The following is a 19,053-nucleotide window of genomic DNA, read 5'->3' as shown; positions in this document are numbered from 1 at the left end:
CAATTTCTGTCTGGTATAGCATTTCTTTAGCGTAGTATTCATCCGTAACTAAATCGTGACCAATATTCTGTGTTAGTTGTCATTTTAATCACTAAAAATAAAATAAAACTCATAAATGCTATTATGACAACTACTATTTCCTGTTTCCCCAATTCCATTTCATAATGCTTGTGTTTTATCTTTTATCTGTTTGGGCGTGACCACAAGGGTCAGGCTATACGTTTCAATTCCTCGCGCGTCCGCGCTGTGGGATTTCCTCTTTTATCCTTCACGCGGGCTAGTTTACTGTTTTTCAAACCTCAATCAGTCTGTTTTACTTATAACTTCGAGGTCCTAAAAAGGCAGTAGTAGTGGTTTCTATTAATGTATCGCCACTATAAATACCAATCTCTATCCTATCTTTATCGCCTTTAAGTGCACTAGCGTTTACTTCAACAAATAAAGTGCCTTCAGCAAGACCTTGTCCTTCAACTTTAAAAGTGCCATGAGAAACCAGTTTAATTGTACCTTTATGTGATAGTAATTTAAAAGTAATATTCTCGATATCGTCAACAGTTTTATTTACCAGTTTAAAGGTGTAAACGTTACTAATCATATTACCTGCCTTGTGCTCGTATAATTGTCCAGGAAGACGAAGGATATTTGCTTCTACATCATTACGTAAAAATAGCATGCCTATTAATACTGCAATTAAAATACCTAATACAGCACAATAACCTTTTAAACGTGGAGTGAATTTAAATTTCTCCTCTTTTTCAATGTCATCTTCACTGGCATAACGAATAAGACCTTTTGGCAGATCTACCTTTTCCATCATATCGTCGCATACATCGATACAAGCAGTACAGTTTATACATTCTAATTGTGTTCCATTTCTTATATCAATTCCTGTTGGGCAAACGTTTACACATTGAAAGCAATCGATACAGTCACCTTTTCCAGTGGCAGGTCTGTCTTCATTTTTTTTGAATTTTGCACGACCAGCTTCTTTTTCGCCACGTTTATGATCGTAAGCAACAATAATAGATTTATTATCGAGTAAAACGCCTTGTAGTCGTCCATAGGGACAAGCAATTATACAAACTTGCTCTCTAAACCAAGCAAATATAAAGTAGAATACTCCGGTGAAAATTAATAATGAAATAAGGGTGTTAACGTTTTTAAAAGGCCCTTCTAAGATATAACGCAATAATTGATCACTACCAATAAGATACGCTAAAAAGACATTGGCAATTAGAAATGAAATAATAAAAAAGATAATCCATTTTAATACCCTTTTTTTTATTTTCTCTGCATTCCAAGGCATTTTTTTAAGACGAATCTGTTTACCACGGTCTCCATCTATCCAGTATTCTATGCGTCTAAAAACCATTTCCATAAAAATGGTTTGTGGGCATATCCAGCCACAAAATATACGACCAAAAGCTACAGTAAATAAAATAACGAATACAACACCAATAATCATCATGATTACAAACAGATGAAAATCCTGAGGCCAAAATGGGTAACCAAAAATATTAAAACGACGTTCTAAAACGTTGAACATCAAAAACTGATTACCATTAATTTTTATAAAAGGAGCAGAGAATAGGAAAACAAGTAATATGTAGCTTACATATTTTCTATACGTGTACCATTTACCGTCTGGCTTTTTTGGAAACACCCAGGCTCGTTTGCCTTCTTTATTAAGAGTTCCTATTGAATCTCTAAAATTGTCTTGACCTTGTTCTGCCATTTTAGTGTTCTTTGCTTACTGTTAACCTGATTTTTTACAGGTATGAACTAATGTAACTATATTTTTTAGTATTATTCTACAGCAGTAGAATCTGTTGCTACTTCTTGAATAGTTTCAGTTGTTTCTATTGGGGCATTGGGATCTAACCAAATATCTCCTTCAGCAACTTTAGGTTCAGCAGGTGTTGTACCTTGAAACGTTAGTACATAACTAGCTACTTGTGCCATTTCTGCTGGTTTTAATTCAGATTTCCAAGAAATCATACCTTTTCCTGCACGACCACCTTCAGAAATAGTTCTAAAAACATCTTTAATTCCACCACCCGAAATCCAGTGCTTATCTGTTAAGTTTGGTCCAATACCACCACCACCATCTGCTTTATGACAAGCTACACAGTTGGTTGTGAAAATATTTTGTCCAGCTTTTAAGTCTGAAGCATCTGTTAGTAAAATAACAGAATTAACATCTACTAAATCTTTAGCTGTTTTTTTCCATTCTTCAATTTCAGCTTTAGCTTCTGCTACTGCGATATCATATTCTTCTGCTTGACTGTAATCATTTACTACTTCAAAACGTACCCAATACACAACTGCAAAAATTATTGTTGCATAGAACATGTAAACCCACCATGGTGGAAGATCATTATCTAATTCTTTGATACCATCGTAATCGTGGTCTAAGATTATTTCGTGTTCCTCTTCCATTTCTTTAGTTCCTAAAGATTTCTTGTAGGTTTCACTTATCCATTTAAACTGGTTTTCTTTTTTTAGTGCTTCTTTAGACAAATAACTTGTTTGTTGGTCATTAGTTAAAGTTTTAAACAATACAGTTTTTAATGCTTCTACACAGATCTCAAAGGCCACTGCAAATAACATTGCGGTACCAATAATTCCCCAAAATAATGGTTGTGTAAACATGGCCCATTTGTCTCCTGTATCATAAACCCATTCAATTAGTATTAGGGCTACTATAAAAAAGAGTAATAGTCTTATAAATGATGCTGTAGTTTTCATAGTTAGTCGTTATTAGTATTAATGGTGTCGTCTTCCAATGGAATATTACTAACCGTTTCGATATGTGATTTTTTTGCGGTAAAAACCCACAAAAATAAACCTGCGAAAAAGATGAAGAATATTAATAGAGATATTATTGGATAAATTTCCACTCCATCTATTTGCTCTAGATTACCTTTTATAAATTTGAACATCGTTTTAGTTTTATTTAAGTGCAGTATCGCCTGCATTTTTAATTTTAATATCTGTTCCTAAGCGCTGTAAATATGCAATTACTGCAACCACTTCGCGATTACGCATTTCTATAAAGGCTTCACCATTTTCTTTTGCGTACTGTTTATCTGCTTCATAAGTTTTAGCAAAATCAGGATCACTATAAAGATTTTTCTCAATTTGAGTACCTTGTTCGTCCATCCATTCTTGAGCTCTAGCTATTTCTTCTTCTGTATATGGTACACCTAGAGTCACCATAGCTTCCATTTTAGTTTCTGTTAAGTCTTTATCAAGGGCATTTTTTATTAACCACTTATAAGATGGCATAATTGAGCCAGATGAAGTACTCTGCGGATCGTAGAAATGATTTAGATGCCAGTTATCACTATATTTTCCTCCAATACGCATTAAATCTGGACCTGTACGTTTACTTCCCCAAAGAAATGGGTGATCGTAAACATATTCTCCTGCTTTAGAGTATTCTCCATAGCGTTCTACTTCACTTCTAAACGGACGTACCATTTGTGAGTGACAACCTACACAACCTTCTCTAATATAGATATCTCTACCTTCTAACTCAAGGGGAGAATAAGGTTTAACACTAGATATAACTGGTATATAGTCGTCTACAATTAACGACGGGATTATTTGTACCATCCCACCAATTAAAATAGCTATTGTAGCAAATATTGTTAATTTAACTGGTCGTCTTTCTAACCAAGTATGGTATGCCTCTTTGTTAGTACGTTTTTGAGTTACTTTTTGTAATGGAGCGGCTTCTGCTAACTCATCTGTTACTTTGCTACCAGAACGCGCAGTCATGATAATATTATATACACCAATTAAGGCACCTGTAATAAATAGAGTACCACCAATAGCACGCATCCAGTACATTGGCATAATTTGAGTTACTGTTTCTAAGAAGTTACCATAAGTTAAAGTACCATCTGGATTAAATTGTTTCCACATTGACGCTTGTACAAATCCAGCAACATATAATGGTAATGCGTAAAGAATAATACCTAAAGTACCAATCCAAAAATGAACATTAGCTAATCCTGTGGACCATAGCTTCGTTTTAAAAAGTTTTGGAGCCATCCAATAGATCATACCAAAGGTGAAGAAACCATTCCATGCCAGCGCACCAACGTGAACGTGAGCAATAATCCAATCACTAAAGTGAGCAATAGCATTAACATTTTTTAAAGATAATAATGGGCCTTCAAAGGTTGCCATACCATAACCAGTAATAGCAACAACCATAAATTTAAGAGTAGGATCTGTACGTACTTTATCCCAAGCACCACGTAAGGTTAATAAACCGTTAATCATTCCTCCCCAAGAAGGCGCTAAAAGCATTATGGAGAACGCTACACCTAAATTTTGTGCCCAATCTGGAAGCGCAGAATATAATAAGTGGTGTGGTCCAGCCCAAATGTAAATGAAGATTAAAGACCAAAAGTGTACAATAGAAAGTCTATAAGAATACACAGGTCTATTGGCAGCTTTAGGTACAAAATAATACATTAATCCTAAAAAAGGCGTAGTAAGGAAGAATGCTACTGCATTGTGTCCATACCACCATTGTACTAATGCATCTTGAACTCCAGCATAAGCAGAATAACTCTTAAGTGCGCTTACAGGTAATTCCATACTGTTTACAATATGAAGTACCGCAACGGTTACAAATGTTGCCAAATAGAACCAGATAGCGACATATAAATGGCGTTGTCTTCTTTTGAGTATGGTCCCTATTAAGTTTGCACCAAAGGCAACCCAAATTAATGCAATAGCAATATCGAAAGGCCATTCTAATTCGGCATATTCTTTAGAGGTTGTGTAACCTAAAGGCAATGTTATGGCAGCTCCAACAATAATAGCTTGCCATCCCCAAAAGTTAAGACTACTTAACCAGTCTTTCCACATACGTGCTTTTAATAAGCGCTGTGTAGAATAATATACACCAGCAAAAATAGCATTACCTACAAAGGCGAAAATTACGGCATTTGTGTGTAATGGGCGTAACCGACCAAAACTTAACCAAGAGATGCCATCTGTAAGGTTAGGAAATAAAAACATGAAAGCTAATAGTAAGCCCACTGTCATTCCTATAATGCCCCAAAAAAGTGTAGCGATGATGAATTTGCTAACGATTTTATTATCGTAATAAAATTTTTGTAATTCCATAGTTACTTGAGTTGTTCTTTAAATATGATTGGTTTTTTGTTGTTTTTAGGACTTGGTTTTGTGCTTTTTTCTTTGACTAATTCATCTTCAAAAAGCATACGAACAGAAGGTGTGTACATATCGTCATATTGTCCGTTTTTAACAGACACTATAAAAAATGTAAAAAAAACTAACGCAACAATTACGCTAATTGCCAAAAGCATATAAATGATACTCATACCTAACTGAATTATTTTGTAAAATTACTGCTGTTACGCTTAAAAAAAGATGACATTTATCACTTTTAGAGAATTTACTGTATTAATTTTAATAAAAAAATAGTATTATTTTTATTAAATAAATTAGTATTAATAAGTATTCATTTTTTTTCCAATAAAATAGGTAGCCAAAGTTGTAAATACTACAATACTTATCGAGCTTAACGGCATTAAAATGGCAGCTACTACGGGTTTTAGGTTACCCGAAATGGCAAAAGCTAACCCTATTAAATTGTATACTAACGAAAAGATAAAGGCATATTTAATAACTGTAATACCTTTCCGCGAAAGCACCAAAAAGGAAGGGATATCTTTAAATTTTGAAGCATCTAAAATCCCATCGCAAGCAGGAGAGAAGATGTTTACGTTTTCGGAGATTGAAAACCCGACATTACTTTGTGCTAATGCTCCAGCATCATTAAGTCCGTCTCCAATCATTAATACGTTTTTGCCTTCTTTTTGCTGTTGTTTAATAAAATGGAGTTTGTCTTCTGGTTTCTGATTAAATAAAAGCGTCGTGTTCTTTGGCAGTAGGCTTGTAAGGTGTGCTTTCTCACCTTCGTTATCTCCAGAAAGAATAACGATTTTTGATGTTTCACTAAGCGCATTAAAAACGTACTTTACACCATCTCTATATTCATTATAAAACACGTAACACCCTTTGTAATTATTATCTTTACTAATATGTATTGCTGTGCGCTGCAGTGTTTTTGCATGTTCAATAGTCTGGTTTTTTTCTACATATTCAAAGGAGCCCACTTTAATTTCTTGGTTATTAATTTTTCCGGTAATACCCTGCCCAATATCTTCTTTAAAATAATCTAAAGTTTGAATGTTGTTTTTGTCTAAAGTAGCATACAAAGATCTGCTTAAAGGATGATTAGAGGCTCTAATTGTGCTTGTTAATAGAGATTCTTCATCTTTAGTAAGCGGAATCCCTTCGTAGCTTATTGTATTTTTAGTACTTGTCGTAAGCGTTCCTGTCTTATCGAAAACGACAGTATTGATATGTGCTAATTGTTCTATAACAGTTGTATTTTTTAGGTATAATTTATTACGCCCATAAATACGTAATAAATTTCCTAAAGTAAAAGGAGCAGCAAGTGCAATTGCACAAGGACAAGCTACAATGAGTACAGACGTAAATACATTTAATGCTATAGACTTATCAATAAATAACCATACAATAGTGGCAATAACAGCAATTAATAAAAGACTTGTTGTAAAGCGTTTACTAATCCCATCTGTTAACGTTTGAAAAGTGCTTTGGTTAGTCTTGTTAAAAATTTCGTTAGACCAGAGTTGCGTTAAGTAACTTTGCTCCACAGGTTTTAATACTTCTACTTCTATTGGCCCAGATTGTTGTCTTCCTCCGGCAAATAAATGTTCTCCCGATACTTTTGTAATGGGTTCTGCTTCGCCAGTAACAAAACTATAATCTATTAACGCGTTTCCTTTAATTAAGATCGCATCTACAGGCAATAACTCTGCATTTCTAATTAACAATCGGTCTCCTTTTTTTAGTTCGTAAACTTGAGTCTGTTCTTCGGTTTTTGAAGTGCTGTTTTTTAATAATCGTGTTACTGCAATAGGAAAGTATGATTTGTAATCGCGTTCGAAAGACAAGAAATCATACGTTTTTTGTTGAAAGAATTTTCCTAGAAGTAAGAAAAAGACCAAACCAGTCATGCTGTCAAAAAATCCAGAACCAAGATCGAATACAATTTCGATGGTAGATCTAATAAATAAAACAGAAATACCTATAGCAATAGGCACATCTATGTTTAAAATTTTAGAGCGTAAGCCTTTATATGCAGATACAAAATAGTCGCGTCCAGAATATACTGCAACAGGTAAAGCGAAAACAAAAATTAACCAACGAAAAAGAGGCTTAAATTTATCTAGCCAAAATTCATTAACTTCAAAATACTCAGGAAAGGAGAGAAACATAATGTTTCCAAAAGCAAAACCAGCAACTCCTAATTTATAGATAAGACTTCTATCTGTTTTTGTGTTTTTTTTGGTGGCATCATCTAACGAAATATAAGGTTCGTAACCTATTCTCGATAAAAGAATAACGAGATTTTGTAGTGTTATTTCTTCCGAAGAAAAAGTAATTCTTACCGTTTTTTTAGGGAAATTTACCTGAGCTGTTTTTACTGCAGGATTTAGTTTGTTAAGGTTTTCTAATACCCAAATACATGAACTACAGTGAATTGTTGGAATTAATAACGATACTACTTGTGTCCCTTGCTCGTTAAATTCTAAGAGCTTAGCTACTATTTTTTCATTTTCTAGAAAATCAAATTTGCCTTCTGTAAAAAATGGAGTAGTACCCGGAGTTTGCTCTAAATCGTAATAATAAGAAAGATCATTATCGTTTAAAATATCGAAAACAGTTTTGCAACCGTTGCAACAAAAGGATTTATCGTGATGATGAATTACTGTTGTTCTGCATTCGTCTCCACAATGGAAACAATTCTCCATAGTTATTTTATTTGCTCATTAAACCTATAACAAAAGTATTAAATATTCAAGTTTAAAAGATGATATTTGTCATTTTTCATAAGGTATTTGGTAAAAATTATTATGCAGAAAAAATAGATTTGATTACCTTTGCATTTCTTAAAAGAGAACGAAATGGAGAGCCGTTGTGAGAATTGTATTATTAGAGAGTTGAATGCGCTTAAGACTTTAAAAAAGGATGAGTTAAAGCTAATAGCGGATAGTAAGGTGTCTAAAACTATAAAAAAGGGTGATACATTATTTTCAGAAGGCGAAAAACTGAATGGTGTTTTTTGCGTTCGTAGTGGTGTTTCTAAATTGTCTAAAATGAGTGATAATGGTAAAGATCAAATAATAAAAATATCTTCAAGCGGAGAAGTTTTAGGACAACGTTCTGTTATTACAGATGAGGTTACAAATCTAAGTGCAGTTGCTTTAAATGATATGGAAGTCTGTTATATCCCTAAAAAACATCTTCAAGACAGTGTAAATAATAATGTAGATTTTACTAAGGCTATATTACTACATATGGCAAACGAGTTAAAATATGCAGATAACATTATCGTGAATATGGCTCAAAAAACAGTAAAACAACGTGTTGCAGAAACCTTAAAATATCTTGAAGATAATTTTGGAATAGACTGCGATGGTTTTATTGCAGTAATACTTACACGTGAAGATATTGCTAATGTTGTAGGTACTGCTAAAGAGGCTTGCATTAGAACATTGTCTGCATTTAGAAAAGAAGAGGTTATTTCTACAGAAGGTAAACGTATAAAAATTATAAACAAAAAAGCCCTCTATCGTTTAATAGAAGGCTTTTAGAATACGCTTTTACTATTTAAAAGCTTTATAGTATTACATTTTTACTGTAATTACAGGAAGCTTTGAATGGTTTACAATATCTTCACTAATACTTCCAGAGAAGAAATGTGCAATTCCTTTTCTTCCATGTGTTGGAATACCAATAATATCTGCTTTTATCTTTTTGGCATAATTAAACACTCCTTTTTCTACCGAATAATCAGAATAAATTGTAATGTCTTCGGGTAATGTGTTATCATCTTCATGAAGGTGTACTAAGAAATTAGTGATACGTTGTTCTATTTCGTTTGTGCTTAAATAGTGTTCTCCAGGAAGGTTTATATAAAGGAGTTTAACCTCTATGTCTAATGCTTTAAATAAACGGGTGATTCTATTATAAACATCAAGACTTTCTAATCTATAATCGCAAGCAAATACAGCTTTCGAAGCATTAAAAGTATTATCTTGTTTAATAACTAAAACAGGTACAGAAGCTGTACGTACAACTTTTTCGGTGTTAGAGCCAACAAAAACTTCGCTTAAGCCACTGCTGCCATGTGAACCCATTACAATAAGATCTGCATTATGTTCTTTAGCAACATCATCTAATTCGCTAAAAACCTTATAGTTTTTTACCGTTTGGTGTATAGTAATACCCTTTAAATAGTCTTTATCTAAAAACTCAACAAAACGTTTTTGTGTTAATTTTAAAAGGAACATACCTTCCATAGAATTTTGTTCCTTTGTAATTACTGCGTCGCTAAGACCTAGCATATGCACTGCCACAATTTCTGCATTTTGTTTTTTAGCAATTTCTGAAGCAACTTTCAAAGCATTATCTGAATATTCAGAGAAATCTACAGGAACTAATATTTTTTTCATCGTTTTAGTGTTTTGTATTAATATAATTCAAATTTAAGACTAGTTTTATTTTGTTAAGGTGACAAAAGTCATTTAAAGGCATTTATTTTTTTTTAGGTTTACAAAATAAAACAGGTATTAAATGAAAGCGGCAGTAATATCGAAAAGTGTAGAGTATTACGCCTCTATTAAAGAGTGTGTTTCTAATACTAAGGGCATTACCAATTTAGTAGCAGATGCTTCTAATCAAAAATTAATATTCGAATTCTCTACTCATAATGTTGTAGAAGGTTTACGAGAGAAGCTTATTGTTTTTGGGTCTGCAATTGAATTTGTTTATTTATAAAATTAAACCTTTCTTTTGGAAAATTCTAATTATTGGTTTTATATTAATTTTTACAACCACTATTTTAATTATATCCTAAATTAGAAGATAATGCAATGCTACCTCCAAAATTCATCATCTATCTTGTCTACAAAAGATTCTGATTGATGTATTTTTTCTATTTCAAGCATTTGTGTTTCGCTAGCTACTTTTTGAATTTCAGGAAACAAAACACGTTCTTCAAATCTAATGTGTTTTTCTAGTGCTTCTTCAATCTTAATTAATGTTTTTGCATCATCTTCGGTTTCAGTAAATAATCGTTTTAAGCGTCTGTGATCTTTTAATGCTTTTTTTACAAGTGCATTATCTTTTTCTAAAATGGTAAAAACATGCGCTTCTTCCATTTCAAAATGCGGAATTAAATGTGTTTCAAAAAACCAATCGACATAGATTCGCATACGTTCGGGAGTGATGTTTTTGTTAAATCCAGATCTTATTTTCCAGGATAATAATAAACCATGATGGTGCTCTCTACTTAATGGTTGTAATGCTTTATGTCGCTTTTGAGGTTTATGCTGCATGGTTTTTGTGTCTAATAATATTATATAATATAAGGAGTATTCCTAATGGTAATAAGATACTAAAAAGAAATAATAATAAATAGTAATTTGTTAGCATTCCGCTTCTTGTATAAAATGAAATGCCTTGGGTAAGTAATAGTGTTTCAGTTAAAATAAAACCTAAAATAAAGCTCGAAACACCTATGTAAAGTGTTTTGGAATAGGTTATTAATTTATTTTTAAAAATAAAAGAAAACAGAAATCCTGAGATTACACCAAGCATTAATAGGTGAATAAAACCGATAACAAAATTACGATGCGTATATACTACTTGAGAAAATTCAGGTAAAATGGAAAGGAGTTGTAATAGAACTTTCAGGATAAAACAGACCATAGCAAAACTGTACAAATAGAATTGCAGTTTAGTTTCATTTTCTATCAAAGCATATCGTTTGGGTTTTATAAGTTTAAAGAACGTATAGAGCGCGGCCACTTGCAGAATAACACCAGCTCCATTAATCCATACTAATGCATTATGTGGTGCAAACCATTGTATTGGTAATGCCATGGTTAATACCGTTGATGCCATTAGTAAATTGAAAAACTGTCGGAATAATTTTGAATCTTCAATCTTAAGCAAGTGGAAAAATATAGCAATAACAGCAACTAAAAACCATCCATTAAACTGAAAATGTAAAAAGAACTGTATTGCAATTTGATAAAAAGCCGAGGCTTGTCCAAGCATAGAAACGGCAAGGCCTAAACACCAAACACCTAGTGTAGAGAGTACCATAAATAGTAGTGAAGCTTTTAGTAATTTACTAGTAACTAAAGAATGCGTTTTATGATGTTTAAAAATAAGATATGCAAAGTAGTAACTGCAAAAGATATGTAATGTGGAAAATGATATTGAAACTACAGCGTAACCTTGAAAGGGAAAGCTTAGCATCATGCCAATAACGGCAAACTCAGTAAGCCAAAACAAACGCTTAAAAACTTTGATTTTATTGGATATAAAATAATGAACGAAAAGAGCATATAGCATTAAATAGACCCAACCTAACGTGGCTACATGAGAATGCGCATGTGTTAAAAAACGATAGTTTAAGCCAATGGATTCTAGAAAAGAAAAGCGCAATGCTAAACCCATTAAGGCAGCAACTAAGAAATTAATTAAGCAAACAACAATTAGCTTTTTTTGCATTTAAATAAAAAAATGGTTTAATGTAAAGATCCAAGTTTTTAATAAAAATCCTAGAACATATTAGAAGAAATATTCCAGGATTTTCTAATGACTAAAGTTACAATTCATGAAGTGCTATTAATCAAATTGCTTCTCCAATTTTACTGCATTAGGAAATAAAATATTATTTTCTAAATGTATGTGAAGGTGTAGGTCTTTTTCAAACTCATCTAACATTGCAAAAGTTACTTTGTACGTATTGCAGGCGTCTGCAGGCGGAGTATAATTATTTGTAAGTTCTGCTATTTCTCTAAAACGTTCACCTTCCGTATCATGTTCTTCCATCATCATAGCTATTGGGTTTTCAACAGTTCCAAATTGTGGAGATTGTATCGCCTCATTATCCAATTTTGCCTTCACCATTCTTTTTACAAAAGGGAACAGCATTAATTCTTCTTTTTTCATGTGAGAAGCTAATTCTCCAGCTGAAGCTCTAAATAATTCATTTATTTTAAACAGTTCTGGATGACGTTCGCCATGTACACTGCATAGCTTGTCTAAAAACTGACGTATCACAGGAATTTTTTCTTCTACATAACGATGATGTGTTTTTTCAATATACTCTGCTAATAAATCTAATGGCCAAGATTTGTAATCTATAGATTGGTTTGTAGAAGTACTTAAAACACCTTCTAGTTCTTCCAATAGAGTATTACTATCTATTCCTTTTTTTTCGCATGCCTCTTCAATTGATCTGTTTCCATTGCAGCAAAAATCTATTTTGTATTTTGAAAAAATAGCTGCAGTTCTAAAATCTTCTGCAACAAACTGTCCAATTTGTTTTGGTTCTTTTTTTGTAATGTTTCCATTTTTTAATTTAATTTATATTCGTAAAAATGTTTTGCTTTTTAGTATTCTAAATTGTTAGTCATGGCGATTCATAACGGTTTTAATTCGGATATTTTTATCCTATTTTAGGTTAATTTTTTTTAAATTTTTAAAAATGCAGAACCTTTTTTAAGGTCTAGTGCTAACTCTTCTAGGTTAGTGTCCTCAAGTAGGTCTCTTAAGCCATCACGTACTACTTTAAACTTGTCATGCATTGGGCACGGATGGTTTTCATCACATTTGTCTAATCCTAGTCCACAGCCTTTATAAATATTATCTCCATCGATAGCATTAACAATTTGAGCTAGTTTTATTTTAGCAATTTTTTCTTTATCTATTTCAAATCCACCATAAGCTCCTTTTACAGACTTTATAACATTATTTTTAACCAACGCTTGTAATATTTTTGCTGTAAATGCTTGAGGAGAGTTTATTTTTTCAGATATTTCTTTAGGCGATACACGTCTACCTTCAAACGAGTTTTTCGCAATGAAGATTGATGCTCTAATACCGTATTCGCAAGCTTTTGAAAACATAAATTTAATCTATTTCTTGAACAAATATAAATCAATATTTTAATTAGGACAAATCTATCTTTATTAAATATTTGTTAAGATTTGGATTTCAATAGAAATAATGGATATTTCTTCTATTTCAAGATATTCCAATCCAAAATCTAAACACAAAATTACTAACCCAATATCCTTTAATTAACATAATTTTAATTAGTTAGTCCGAATAATTCATACCTTTACACGTAATTATGAAACAAGCATCTCATAAAATATTGTCTTTTGTTATGGCTTTAGTAGTCTTATTCTCTACTATGTCGTTTACTATTGATATGCATTACTGTGGCGATACTTTAGTAGATACTGCTATATTCCAGAAAGTAAAAACTTGCGGAATGGAAATGCAAGAATCTTCAACTAAAGGCTGTTCTATTACTAAAAAGAATTGTTGTAGCGATAAACAATTATTAGTAGATGGTCAAAACGAATTGCCACTATCCGTTGATAAAATTTCCTTTGAGCAACACGTATTTATAGCTTCATTCGTTTATACTTATAGTAATGGTTTTGAAGGTTTAGATAAAAATGTATCTTCTTATGAAGAATACAAACCGCCACTCGTTTTTAGGCAACTCTACAAGATTGACGAGACATATTTAATTTGATTTTTAAACAATAGACTGTATTATCCTATGGATGTATTCCATTAGGATACATTCCTGTATTCGGTGTTGTCGCAACGCCAATGTCTAACTGTTTAATATTCAAAACTAATGCTAAATAAGAGCATCAAATTTCTAATAGAAAATAAACTCGTAGCTGTTCTATTACTTGCCCTTTTTATAGGTTGGGGAATTGTACACGCACCTTTTAATTGGGAAACAGGTTTCTTACCAAGCAATCCTGTTGCAGTAGATGCTATTCCTGATATTGGTGAAAACCAACAAATCGTATTTACTAAATGGGATGGTCGTTCACCACAAGATATTGAAGACCAAATTACATATCCATTAACTACATCCTTATTAGGGATTTCAGGAGTAAAAACAATTCGTAGTTCTTCAATGTTTGGTTTTTCAAGTATCTACATCATTTTTGAAGAAGATGTAGATTTTTATTGGAGTAGAAGTCGCATACTCGAAAAACTCAATTCTTTACCAAACAATTTACTTCCTGATGAGGTCAATCCATCATTAGGTTCTGATGCCACTGGATTAGGACAAATATTTTGGTACACTATTGAAGGTCGAGATCAACAAGGTAATGTAACAGGTGGTTGGGATTTACACGAAATAAGAAGTGTGCAAGATTACTACGTAAAATATGCGTTGTCTTCTGCAAGTGGCGTTTCTGAAGTTGCTTCTATTGGTGGCTATGTTCAAGAATACCAAGTAGATGTTAATCCTGAATTAATGCGTCAATATAACATTGGTTTAAACCAAGTTGTAAAAGCAGTAAAAGAAAGCAATAAAGATATTGGCGCACAAACCTTAGAAATTAATCAAGCAGAATATTTAGTGCGTGGCTTAGGTTATATAAAGTCCATTTCAGACATAGAAAATGCTGTTGTTACTTCAAAAGATTTTACTGCTATTAAAATAAAAGACATTGCAAAAGTGACGCTTGGTGCAAAAGCAAGACGAGGAATTTTAGACAAAGAAGGTGCTGAAGTTGTAGGTGGAGTTGTTGTAGCAAGGTATGGCGCAAACCCATTAGAGGTCATTAATAATGTAAAGTCTAAAATTAGCGAATTAAGTGCAGGATTACCTTCTAAAGTATTGAAAGATGGCAGGACTTCACAACTTACAATAGTGCCTTTTTATGACAGGTCAGAACTTATTAAAGAAACATTAGATACGCTTAACGAAGCATTAAGTTTAGAAATATTAATTACCATTTTAGTTATTCTTTTAATGGTCTTTAATCTTCGTGCTTCGATACTTATTGCTGGCCTACTTCCTGTTGCAGTTTTAATGGTGTTTATAGCAATGAAACTTTTTGGTGTAGATGCCAATATTGTAGCACTTTCAGGAATAGCAATTGCTATTGGTACTATGGTTGATGTTGGCGTTATTCTTTCCGAAAATATTATAAGGCATTTAGAGGAAAACAAAGAAAAGACACCTGTAAATGAAGTGGTTTATAAAGCTACAACAGAAGTTTCAGGAGCTATTATAACTGCAGTTTTAACCACAATAATTAGCTTTATCCCTGTATTTACAATGATTGGTGCTGAGGGAAAATTATTTAGACCTTTAGCATATACTAAAACCTTTGCTTTAACAGCTTCTATTATTGTTGCCTTGTTTTTAATACCACCTTTTGCTTCATTTTTATTTCAAAAAAAGAGCATTAAAAAGATTTCAAAGTTTATTATCAATACTCTTCTAATTTTATTAGGTATAATAGCACTAATTTATGGTTATTGGCTAGGAGGTATTCTTATTGCTTTCGGAGTTTCATCCTATTTAAAATTGCAAGAAAAGATTAATGAAAAGCAAGCAAACTATATCAATATTGGTATATCTGCGTTAACAATTGTTTTTCTTTTAGCTGAATATTGGCGTCCATTAGGTGTTGATAAAAGTATTTTTTGGAATCTCATTTTTGTAGCTATCATTTGTTTTGGGCTATTGAGTGTTTTTACTTTATTCAGAATATATTACACACGAATTTTAAATTGGGCTTTAGCTAATAAATTACTATTTCTTTCTATTCCTACTGCGATTGTTATTTGTGGCTTTTTAATAATGAAAAACACAGGTAAAGAATTTATGCCTTCACTTAACGAAGGTTCTTTTCTACTAATGCCAACATCATTACCACATTCGGGAGTGGAAGAGAATAAACGTGTTTTACAGCAATTAGATATGGCTGTGGCAACGCTACCCGAAATTGAAACCGTTGTTGGTAAAGCTGGTCGAGTAGAATCATCATTAGATCCTGCACCTTTATCGATGTATGAAAACCTAATTCAGTACAAACCTGAATATATGTTGAATGAAGATGGAGAGAGACAACGTTACAAATTGAATAATGAGGGCTTATTTGAGCTTAAGAGTCAATCGACTGCTAACAACCCAAACAATTCAAATGAAGCTGTTAAAATGCCTGAAATTTCAGCGAAAGACCTTATAGAAGATAATGATGGAGCGTTTTACAGGAATTGGCGACCACAAATAAAATCTGCAAATGATATATGGGATGAAATTGTACGTGTAACAAAATTACCAGGCGTTACCTCAGCACCAAAGTTACAGCCTATTGAAACACGATTAGTAATGTTACAAACAGGAATGCGTGCGCCAATGGGAATTAAGGTTAAAGGTCAAGATTTAAAACTAATTGAAGCCTTTGGTGTACAATTAGAATCTATTTTAAAACAAGTTGAAGGTGTTAAAACCGAAGCTGTATTTGCCGATAGAATTGTTGGTAAACCTTATTTGCTAATAGATATTGATAGAGAAAAGATTGCTCGCTATGGCATATCTGTACAAGACGTTCAAGATGTTTTAAAAGTAGCTGTTGGTGGAATGGAAATAACACAAACAGTTGAAGGCCGCGAGCGTTATGGTGTTCGTGTGCGTTACCCAAGAGAGTTAAGAGCAAATCCAACCGATTTAAAAAATATTTATGTTCCTGTTGCAAAAGGCAGTCCAATACCTTTAGGCGAATTAGCGACTATTAAATATGAACAAGGCGCACAGGTTATTAAAAGCGAAGACACTTTTTTAATTGGCTACGTGCTGTTTGATAAATTGAATGATTATGCAGAAGTCGGAGTAGTGGAAAATGCACAAGCTTTAATTCAATCTAAAATAGATTCTGGAGCGTTAATTGTTCCAAAAGGGGTTAATTACCAATTTACAGGCACGTATGAAAATCAAATAAGAGCTGAAAAAACACTATCTGTTGTAGTGCCGTTGGCGTTAGCTATCATCTTTTTAATACTATATTTTCAATTCCGTTCAGTCGCAACCTCATTAATGGTGTTTACAGGTATTGCAGTCGCTTTTGCAGGTGGTTTTATAATGATTTGGCTATACGGTCAAGATTGGTTTTTAAATATCAATTTCTTTGGCGAAAATCTGAGAGAATTATTTCAGATGCACACTATAAATTTAAGTGTCGCTGTATGGGTTGGGTTTATTGCCTTATTTGGTATTGCAACAGATGATGGTGTCGTTATGGCTACTTATCTAACACAAACATTTGATAGAAACAAACCCACAAGCAAAAAAGACGTTAGAGCCTCTATTGTTGAGGCAGGAGAAAAGCGTATTCGCCCTTGCTTAATGACTACAGCAACAACCATTTTAGCATTATTACCAGTGTTAACCTCAACAGGTCGAGGAAGTGATATTATGATTCCTATGGCTATACCAAGTTTTGGAGGAATGCTAATTGCTTTAATCACATTATTTGTTGTTCCTGTTTTATACAGTTGGAAACAAGAATTGCAACTTAAAAAGAATTAAAATGAAAGAAAGAAAATTCAATATAAAACTAGTCTTGGCTCTTGGTTCTTGTTTTTTGAGTCTTTTTGTCAATGGACAGCAATTGGAAACACTTATAGAAGAAGGACTAGCAAGCAATCCTAAAATTCAAACTTTTGAATTGAAACATCAGGTTGCAGAGGAAAAAGTAAACGAAGTAAATACTTTATCTAACACGCAAATTGGAGTTGGCTATTTTGTAAGTGAACCTGAAACGCGAACAGGTGCGCAACGTTTTAAAATTTCAGCGAAACAAATGTTACCCTCATTTGGTTCAATTACAGCAAGAGAAAACTATAAAAAGGCTTTAGCAGATGCGGTTTATGAAGATGTTACTATTGCAAAAAGAAAGTTGGTAGTATCTGTATCACAATCCTATTACAATTTATACGCTTTAAAAGAAAAACAAGTAGTCTTAGATGAAAACATAACGTTACTTAAAACCTATGAAGAGTTAGCATTAACTTCTGTTTCCGTTGGAAAAGCATCAGCAGTAGATGTATTAAGATTACAGATGCGACAGAATGAATTGGAACAGATAAAACAAGTTTTGGAACAAGATTATTTAGCCGAACAAACAGTGCTTAATAAGTTGTTGAATAGAGAAAAAACTATTGAAGTTTCTATTGATAGTGAAATAACAATGCCATCTGAAAGCACGTTAATCAATTCTGGAAATTTAGATTTTCATCCTGAATTATTGAAATACGATAAGCTATACAAATCGGTAGAGCAATCAGAATTACTAAATCAAAAAGAAAGCAGTCCAATGTTAGGTTTTGGCTTAGACTATATAGCAGTTTCCGAAAGACCAAATCTAAACTTTAATGATAACGGAAAGGATATTTTAATGCCAATGGTTAGCGTTTCAATTCCAATTTTTAATAACAAATATAAATCTAAAACCAAACAGAATGAGTTGAAACAAAAAGAAATTACGGTACAAAAAGAAAGTCGATTAAACACATTAGAAACGGTACTTGACAAAGCAGTTAAAAATAGTAATTCAGCAAGAATAAGTTACAATACGCAAACTTTAAACTTAAAGCAAGCTAAAGATGCTGAAACCATTTTAGTAAAAAGCTATGAAACAGGAACTATTGATTTTAATGATGTTTTGGACATTCAAGAACTACAATTAAAATTTCAAATCAATCAAATTGAATCTATTAAAAAGTACTATTTACAAACAACAATTATTAACTATTTAACAAATTAAAATCCAATTTAAAATGAAGACAGTAAAAACAATTTTAGGAGTTTTAGTATTAGGTTTATTGCTAACAACAGTATCGTGTAAAGATGCTAAAAAAGATGATGTAACTACCAAAACAGAACAAGTAGAAAAGAAAGAACTTGCCTCTGCTTATGTATGTCCAATGCATTGCGAAGGTAGTGGAAGTGATGTAGCCGGAGAATGCCTTAAATGCGGAATGGATTATGTTAAAAATGAAGACCATAATGCAAATGGACATAAGCATTAATTAATTTTAAATGTGGCAATATTAAATACT

General features: G+C 32.6%; 17 protein-coding genes. 6 read left to right on the top strand and 11 right to left on the bottom strand.

What is annotated here, in order from left to right:
- Window positions 1-313: 313 nt before the first annotated feature.
- The 6 genes from ccoG to RH82_RS06735 all read right to left on the bottom strand — a co-directional run bounded on the left by ccoG (window position 314) and on the right by RH82_RS06735 (window position 7,892).
- Entirely contained in the window at window positions 314-1,735 is a 1,422-nt protein-coding gene (ccoG, locus tag RH82_RS06760) for a cytochrome c oxidase accessory protein CcoG (RefSeq protein ID WP_034059212.1), read from the bottom strand.
- 71 nt (window positions 1,736-1,806) lie between these two features.
- On the bottom strand, window positions 1,807-2,748 hold the full coding sequence (locus tag RH82_RS06755) for a cbb3-type cytochrome c oxidase N-terminal domain-containing protein (RefSeq protein ID WP_034059211.1): 942 nt from the start codon (window positions 2,746-2,748) through the stop codon (window positions 1,807-1,809).
- A 2-nt stretch (window positions 2,749-2,750) separates the two neighbouring features.
- Entirely contained in the window at window positions 2,751-2,942 is a 192-nt protein-coding gene (locus tag RH82_RS06750; RefSeq protein WP_034059223.1) for a cbb3-type cytochrome c oxidase subunit 3, read from the bottom strand.
- A 10-nt stretch (window positions 2,943-2,952) separates the two neighbouring features.
- A complete protein-coding gene (gene ccoN / locus RH82_RS06745; RefSeq protein ID WP_034059210.1) occupies window positions 2,953-5,148 on the bottom strand; it encodes a cytochrome-c oxidase, cbb3-type subunit I in 2,196 nt (731 codons plus the stop codon).
- Between the two features lie 2 nt (window positions 5,149-5,150).
- Window positions 5,151-5,366 (bottom strand): cbb3-type cytochrome oxidase assembly protein CcoS, encoded by a 216-nt coding sequence (gene ccoS / locus RH82_RS06740; RefSeq protein ID WP_034059209.1) that lies wholly within the window; start codon window positions 5,364-5,366, stop codon window positions 5,151-5,153.
- A 129-nt stretch (window positions 5,367-5,495) separates the two neighbouring features.
- On the bottom strand, window positions 5,496-7,892 hold the full coding sequence (locus tag RH82_RS06735) for a heavy metal translocating P-type ATPase (RefSeq protein WP_034059208.1): 2,397 nt from the start codon (window positions 7,890-7,892) through the stop codon (window positions 5,496-5,498).
- Between the two features lie 153 nt (window positions 7,893-8,045).
- On the opposite strand from RH82_RS06735, the gene RH82_RS06730 reads away from it, so the two are divergent.
- Window positions 8,046-8,735 (top strand): Crp/Fnr family transcriptional regulator, encoded by a 690-nt coding sequence (locus RH82_RS06730; protein ID WP_034059207.1) that lies wholly within the window; start codon window positions 8,046-8,048, stop codon window positions 8,733-8,735.
- A gap of 33 nt (window positions 8,736-8,768) precedes the next feature.
- Here the strand turns inward: RH82_RS06730 and RH82_RS06725 are convergent, their stop codons facing one another.
- Window positions 8,769-9,596, bottom strand: a complete 828-nt coding sequence (locus RH82_RS06725; RefSeq protein ID WP_034059206.1) for a universal stress protein — start codon at window positions 9,594-9,596, stop codon at window positions 8,769-8,771.
- 121 nt (window positions 9,597-9,717) lie between these two features.
- Here RH82_RS06725 and RH82_RS06720 point away from each other — a divergent pair, with 121 nt between their 5' ends.
- On the top strand, window positions 9,718-9,921 hold the full coding sequence (locus RH82_RS06720) for a hypothetical protein (protein WP_034059205.1): 204 nt from the start codon (window positions 9,718-9,720) through the stop codon (window positions 9,919-9,921).
- A 98-nt stretch (window positions 9,922-10,019) separates the two neighbouring features.
- Here the strand turns inward: RH82_RS06720 and RH82_RS06715 are convergent, their stop codons facing one another.
- The 4 genes from RH82_RS06715 to RH82_RS06700 form a co-directional block, all read right to left on the bottom strand.
- Window positions 10,020-10,481 carry a hemerythrin domain-containing protein gene (locus tag RH82_RS06715; RefSeq protein ID WP_034059204.1) on the bottom strand — a complete coding sequence of 154 codons (462 nt, stop codon included), beginning with the start codon at window positions 10,479-10,481 and terminating at the stop codon, window positions 10,020-10,022.
- Entirely contained in the window at window positions 10,471-11,664 is a 1,194-nt protein-coding gene (locus tag RH82_RS06710; protein ID WP_034059202.1) for a hypothetical protein, read from the bottom strand. The genes RH82_RS06715 and RH82_RS06710 overlap by 11 nt, the downstream gene beginning before the upstream one ends.
- Before the next feature lie 117 nt (window positions 11,665-11,781).
- Window positions 11,782-12,504, bottom strand: coding sequence for an iron-sulfur cluster repair di-iron protein (gene ric, locus RH82_RS06705; protein WP_034059201.1), 723 nt, complete (start codon window positions 12,502-12,504; stop codon window positions 11,782-11,784).
- A 128-nt stretch (window positions 12,505-12,632) separates the two neighbouring features.
- Window positions 12,633-13,067, bottom strand: coding sequence for an RrF2 family transcriptional regulator (locus tag RH82_RS06700; RefSeq protein ID WP_034059200.1), 435 nt, complete (start codon window positions 13,065-13,067; stop codon window positions 12,633-12,635).
- Between the two features lie 227 nt (window positions 13,068-13,294).
- On the opposite strand from RH82_RS06700, the gene RH82_RS06695 reads away from it, so the two are divergent.
- The 4 genes from RH82_RS06695 to RH82_RS06680 all read left to right on the top strand — a co-directional run bounded on the left by RH82_RS06695 (window position 13,295) and on the right by RH82_RS06680 (window position 19,023).
- Entirely contained in the window at window positions 13,295-13,708 is a 414-nt protein-coding gene (locus RH82_RS06695; protein WP_034059199.1) for an HYC_CC_PP family protein, read from the top strand.
- A gap of 108 nt (window positions 13,709-13,816) precedes the next feature.
- Window positions 13,817-17,521 carry an efflux RND transporter permease subunit gene (locus tag RH82_RS06690; protein WP_034059198.1) on the top strand — a complete coding sequence of 1,235 codons (3,705 nt, stop codon included), beginning with the start codon at window positions 13,817-13,819 and terminating at the stop codon, window positions 17,519-17,521.
- 1 nt (window position 17,522) lies between these two features.
- Window positions 17,523-18,758, top strand: coding sequence for a TolC family protein (locus RH82_RS06685; RefSeq protein ID WP_034059197.1), 1,236 nt, complete (start codon window positions 17,523-17,525; stop codon window positions 18,756-18,758).
- Window positions 18,759-18,771: 13 nt separating this feature from the next.
- Window positions 18,772-19,023, top strand: a complete 252-nt coding sequence (locus RH82_RS06680; RefSeq protein ID WP_034059195.1) for a heavy metal-binding domain-containing protein — start codon at window positions 18,772-18,774, stop codon at window positions 19,021-19,023.
- The last annotated feature ends 30 nt before the right edge of the window (window positions 19,024-19,053 follow it).

Source organism: Lacinutrix jangbogonensis (genome assembly GCF_000797445.1).
GTDB lineage: Bacteria > Bacteroidota > Bacteroidia > Flavobacteriales > Flavobacteriaceae > Lacinutrix > Lacinutrix jangbogonensis.
This window is presented reverse-complemented; position numbering and strand designations above follow the sequence as displayed.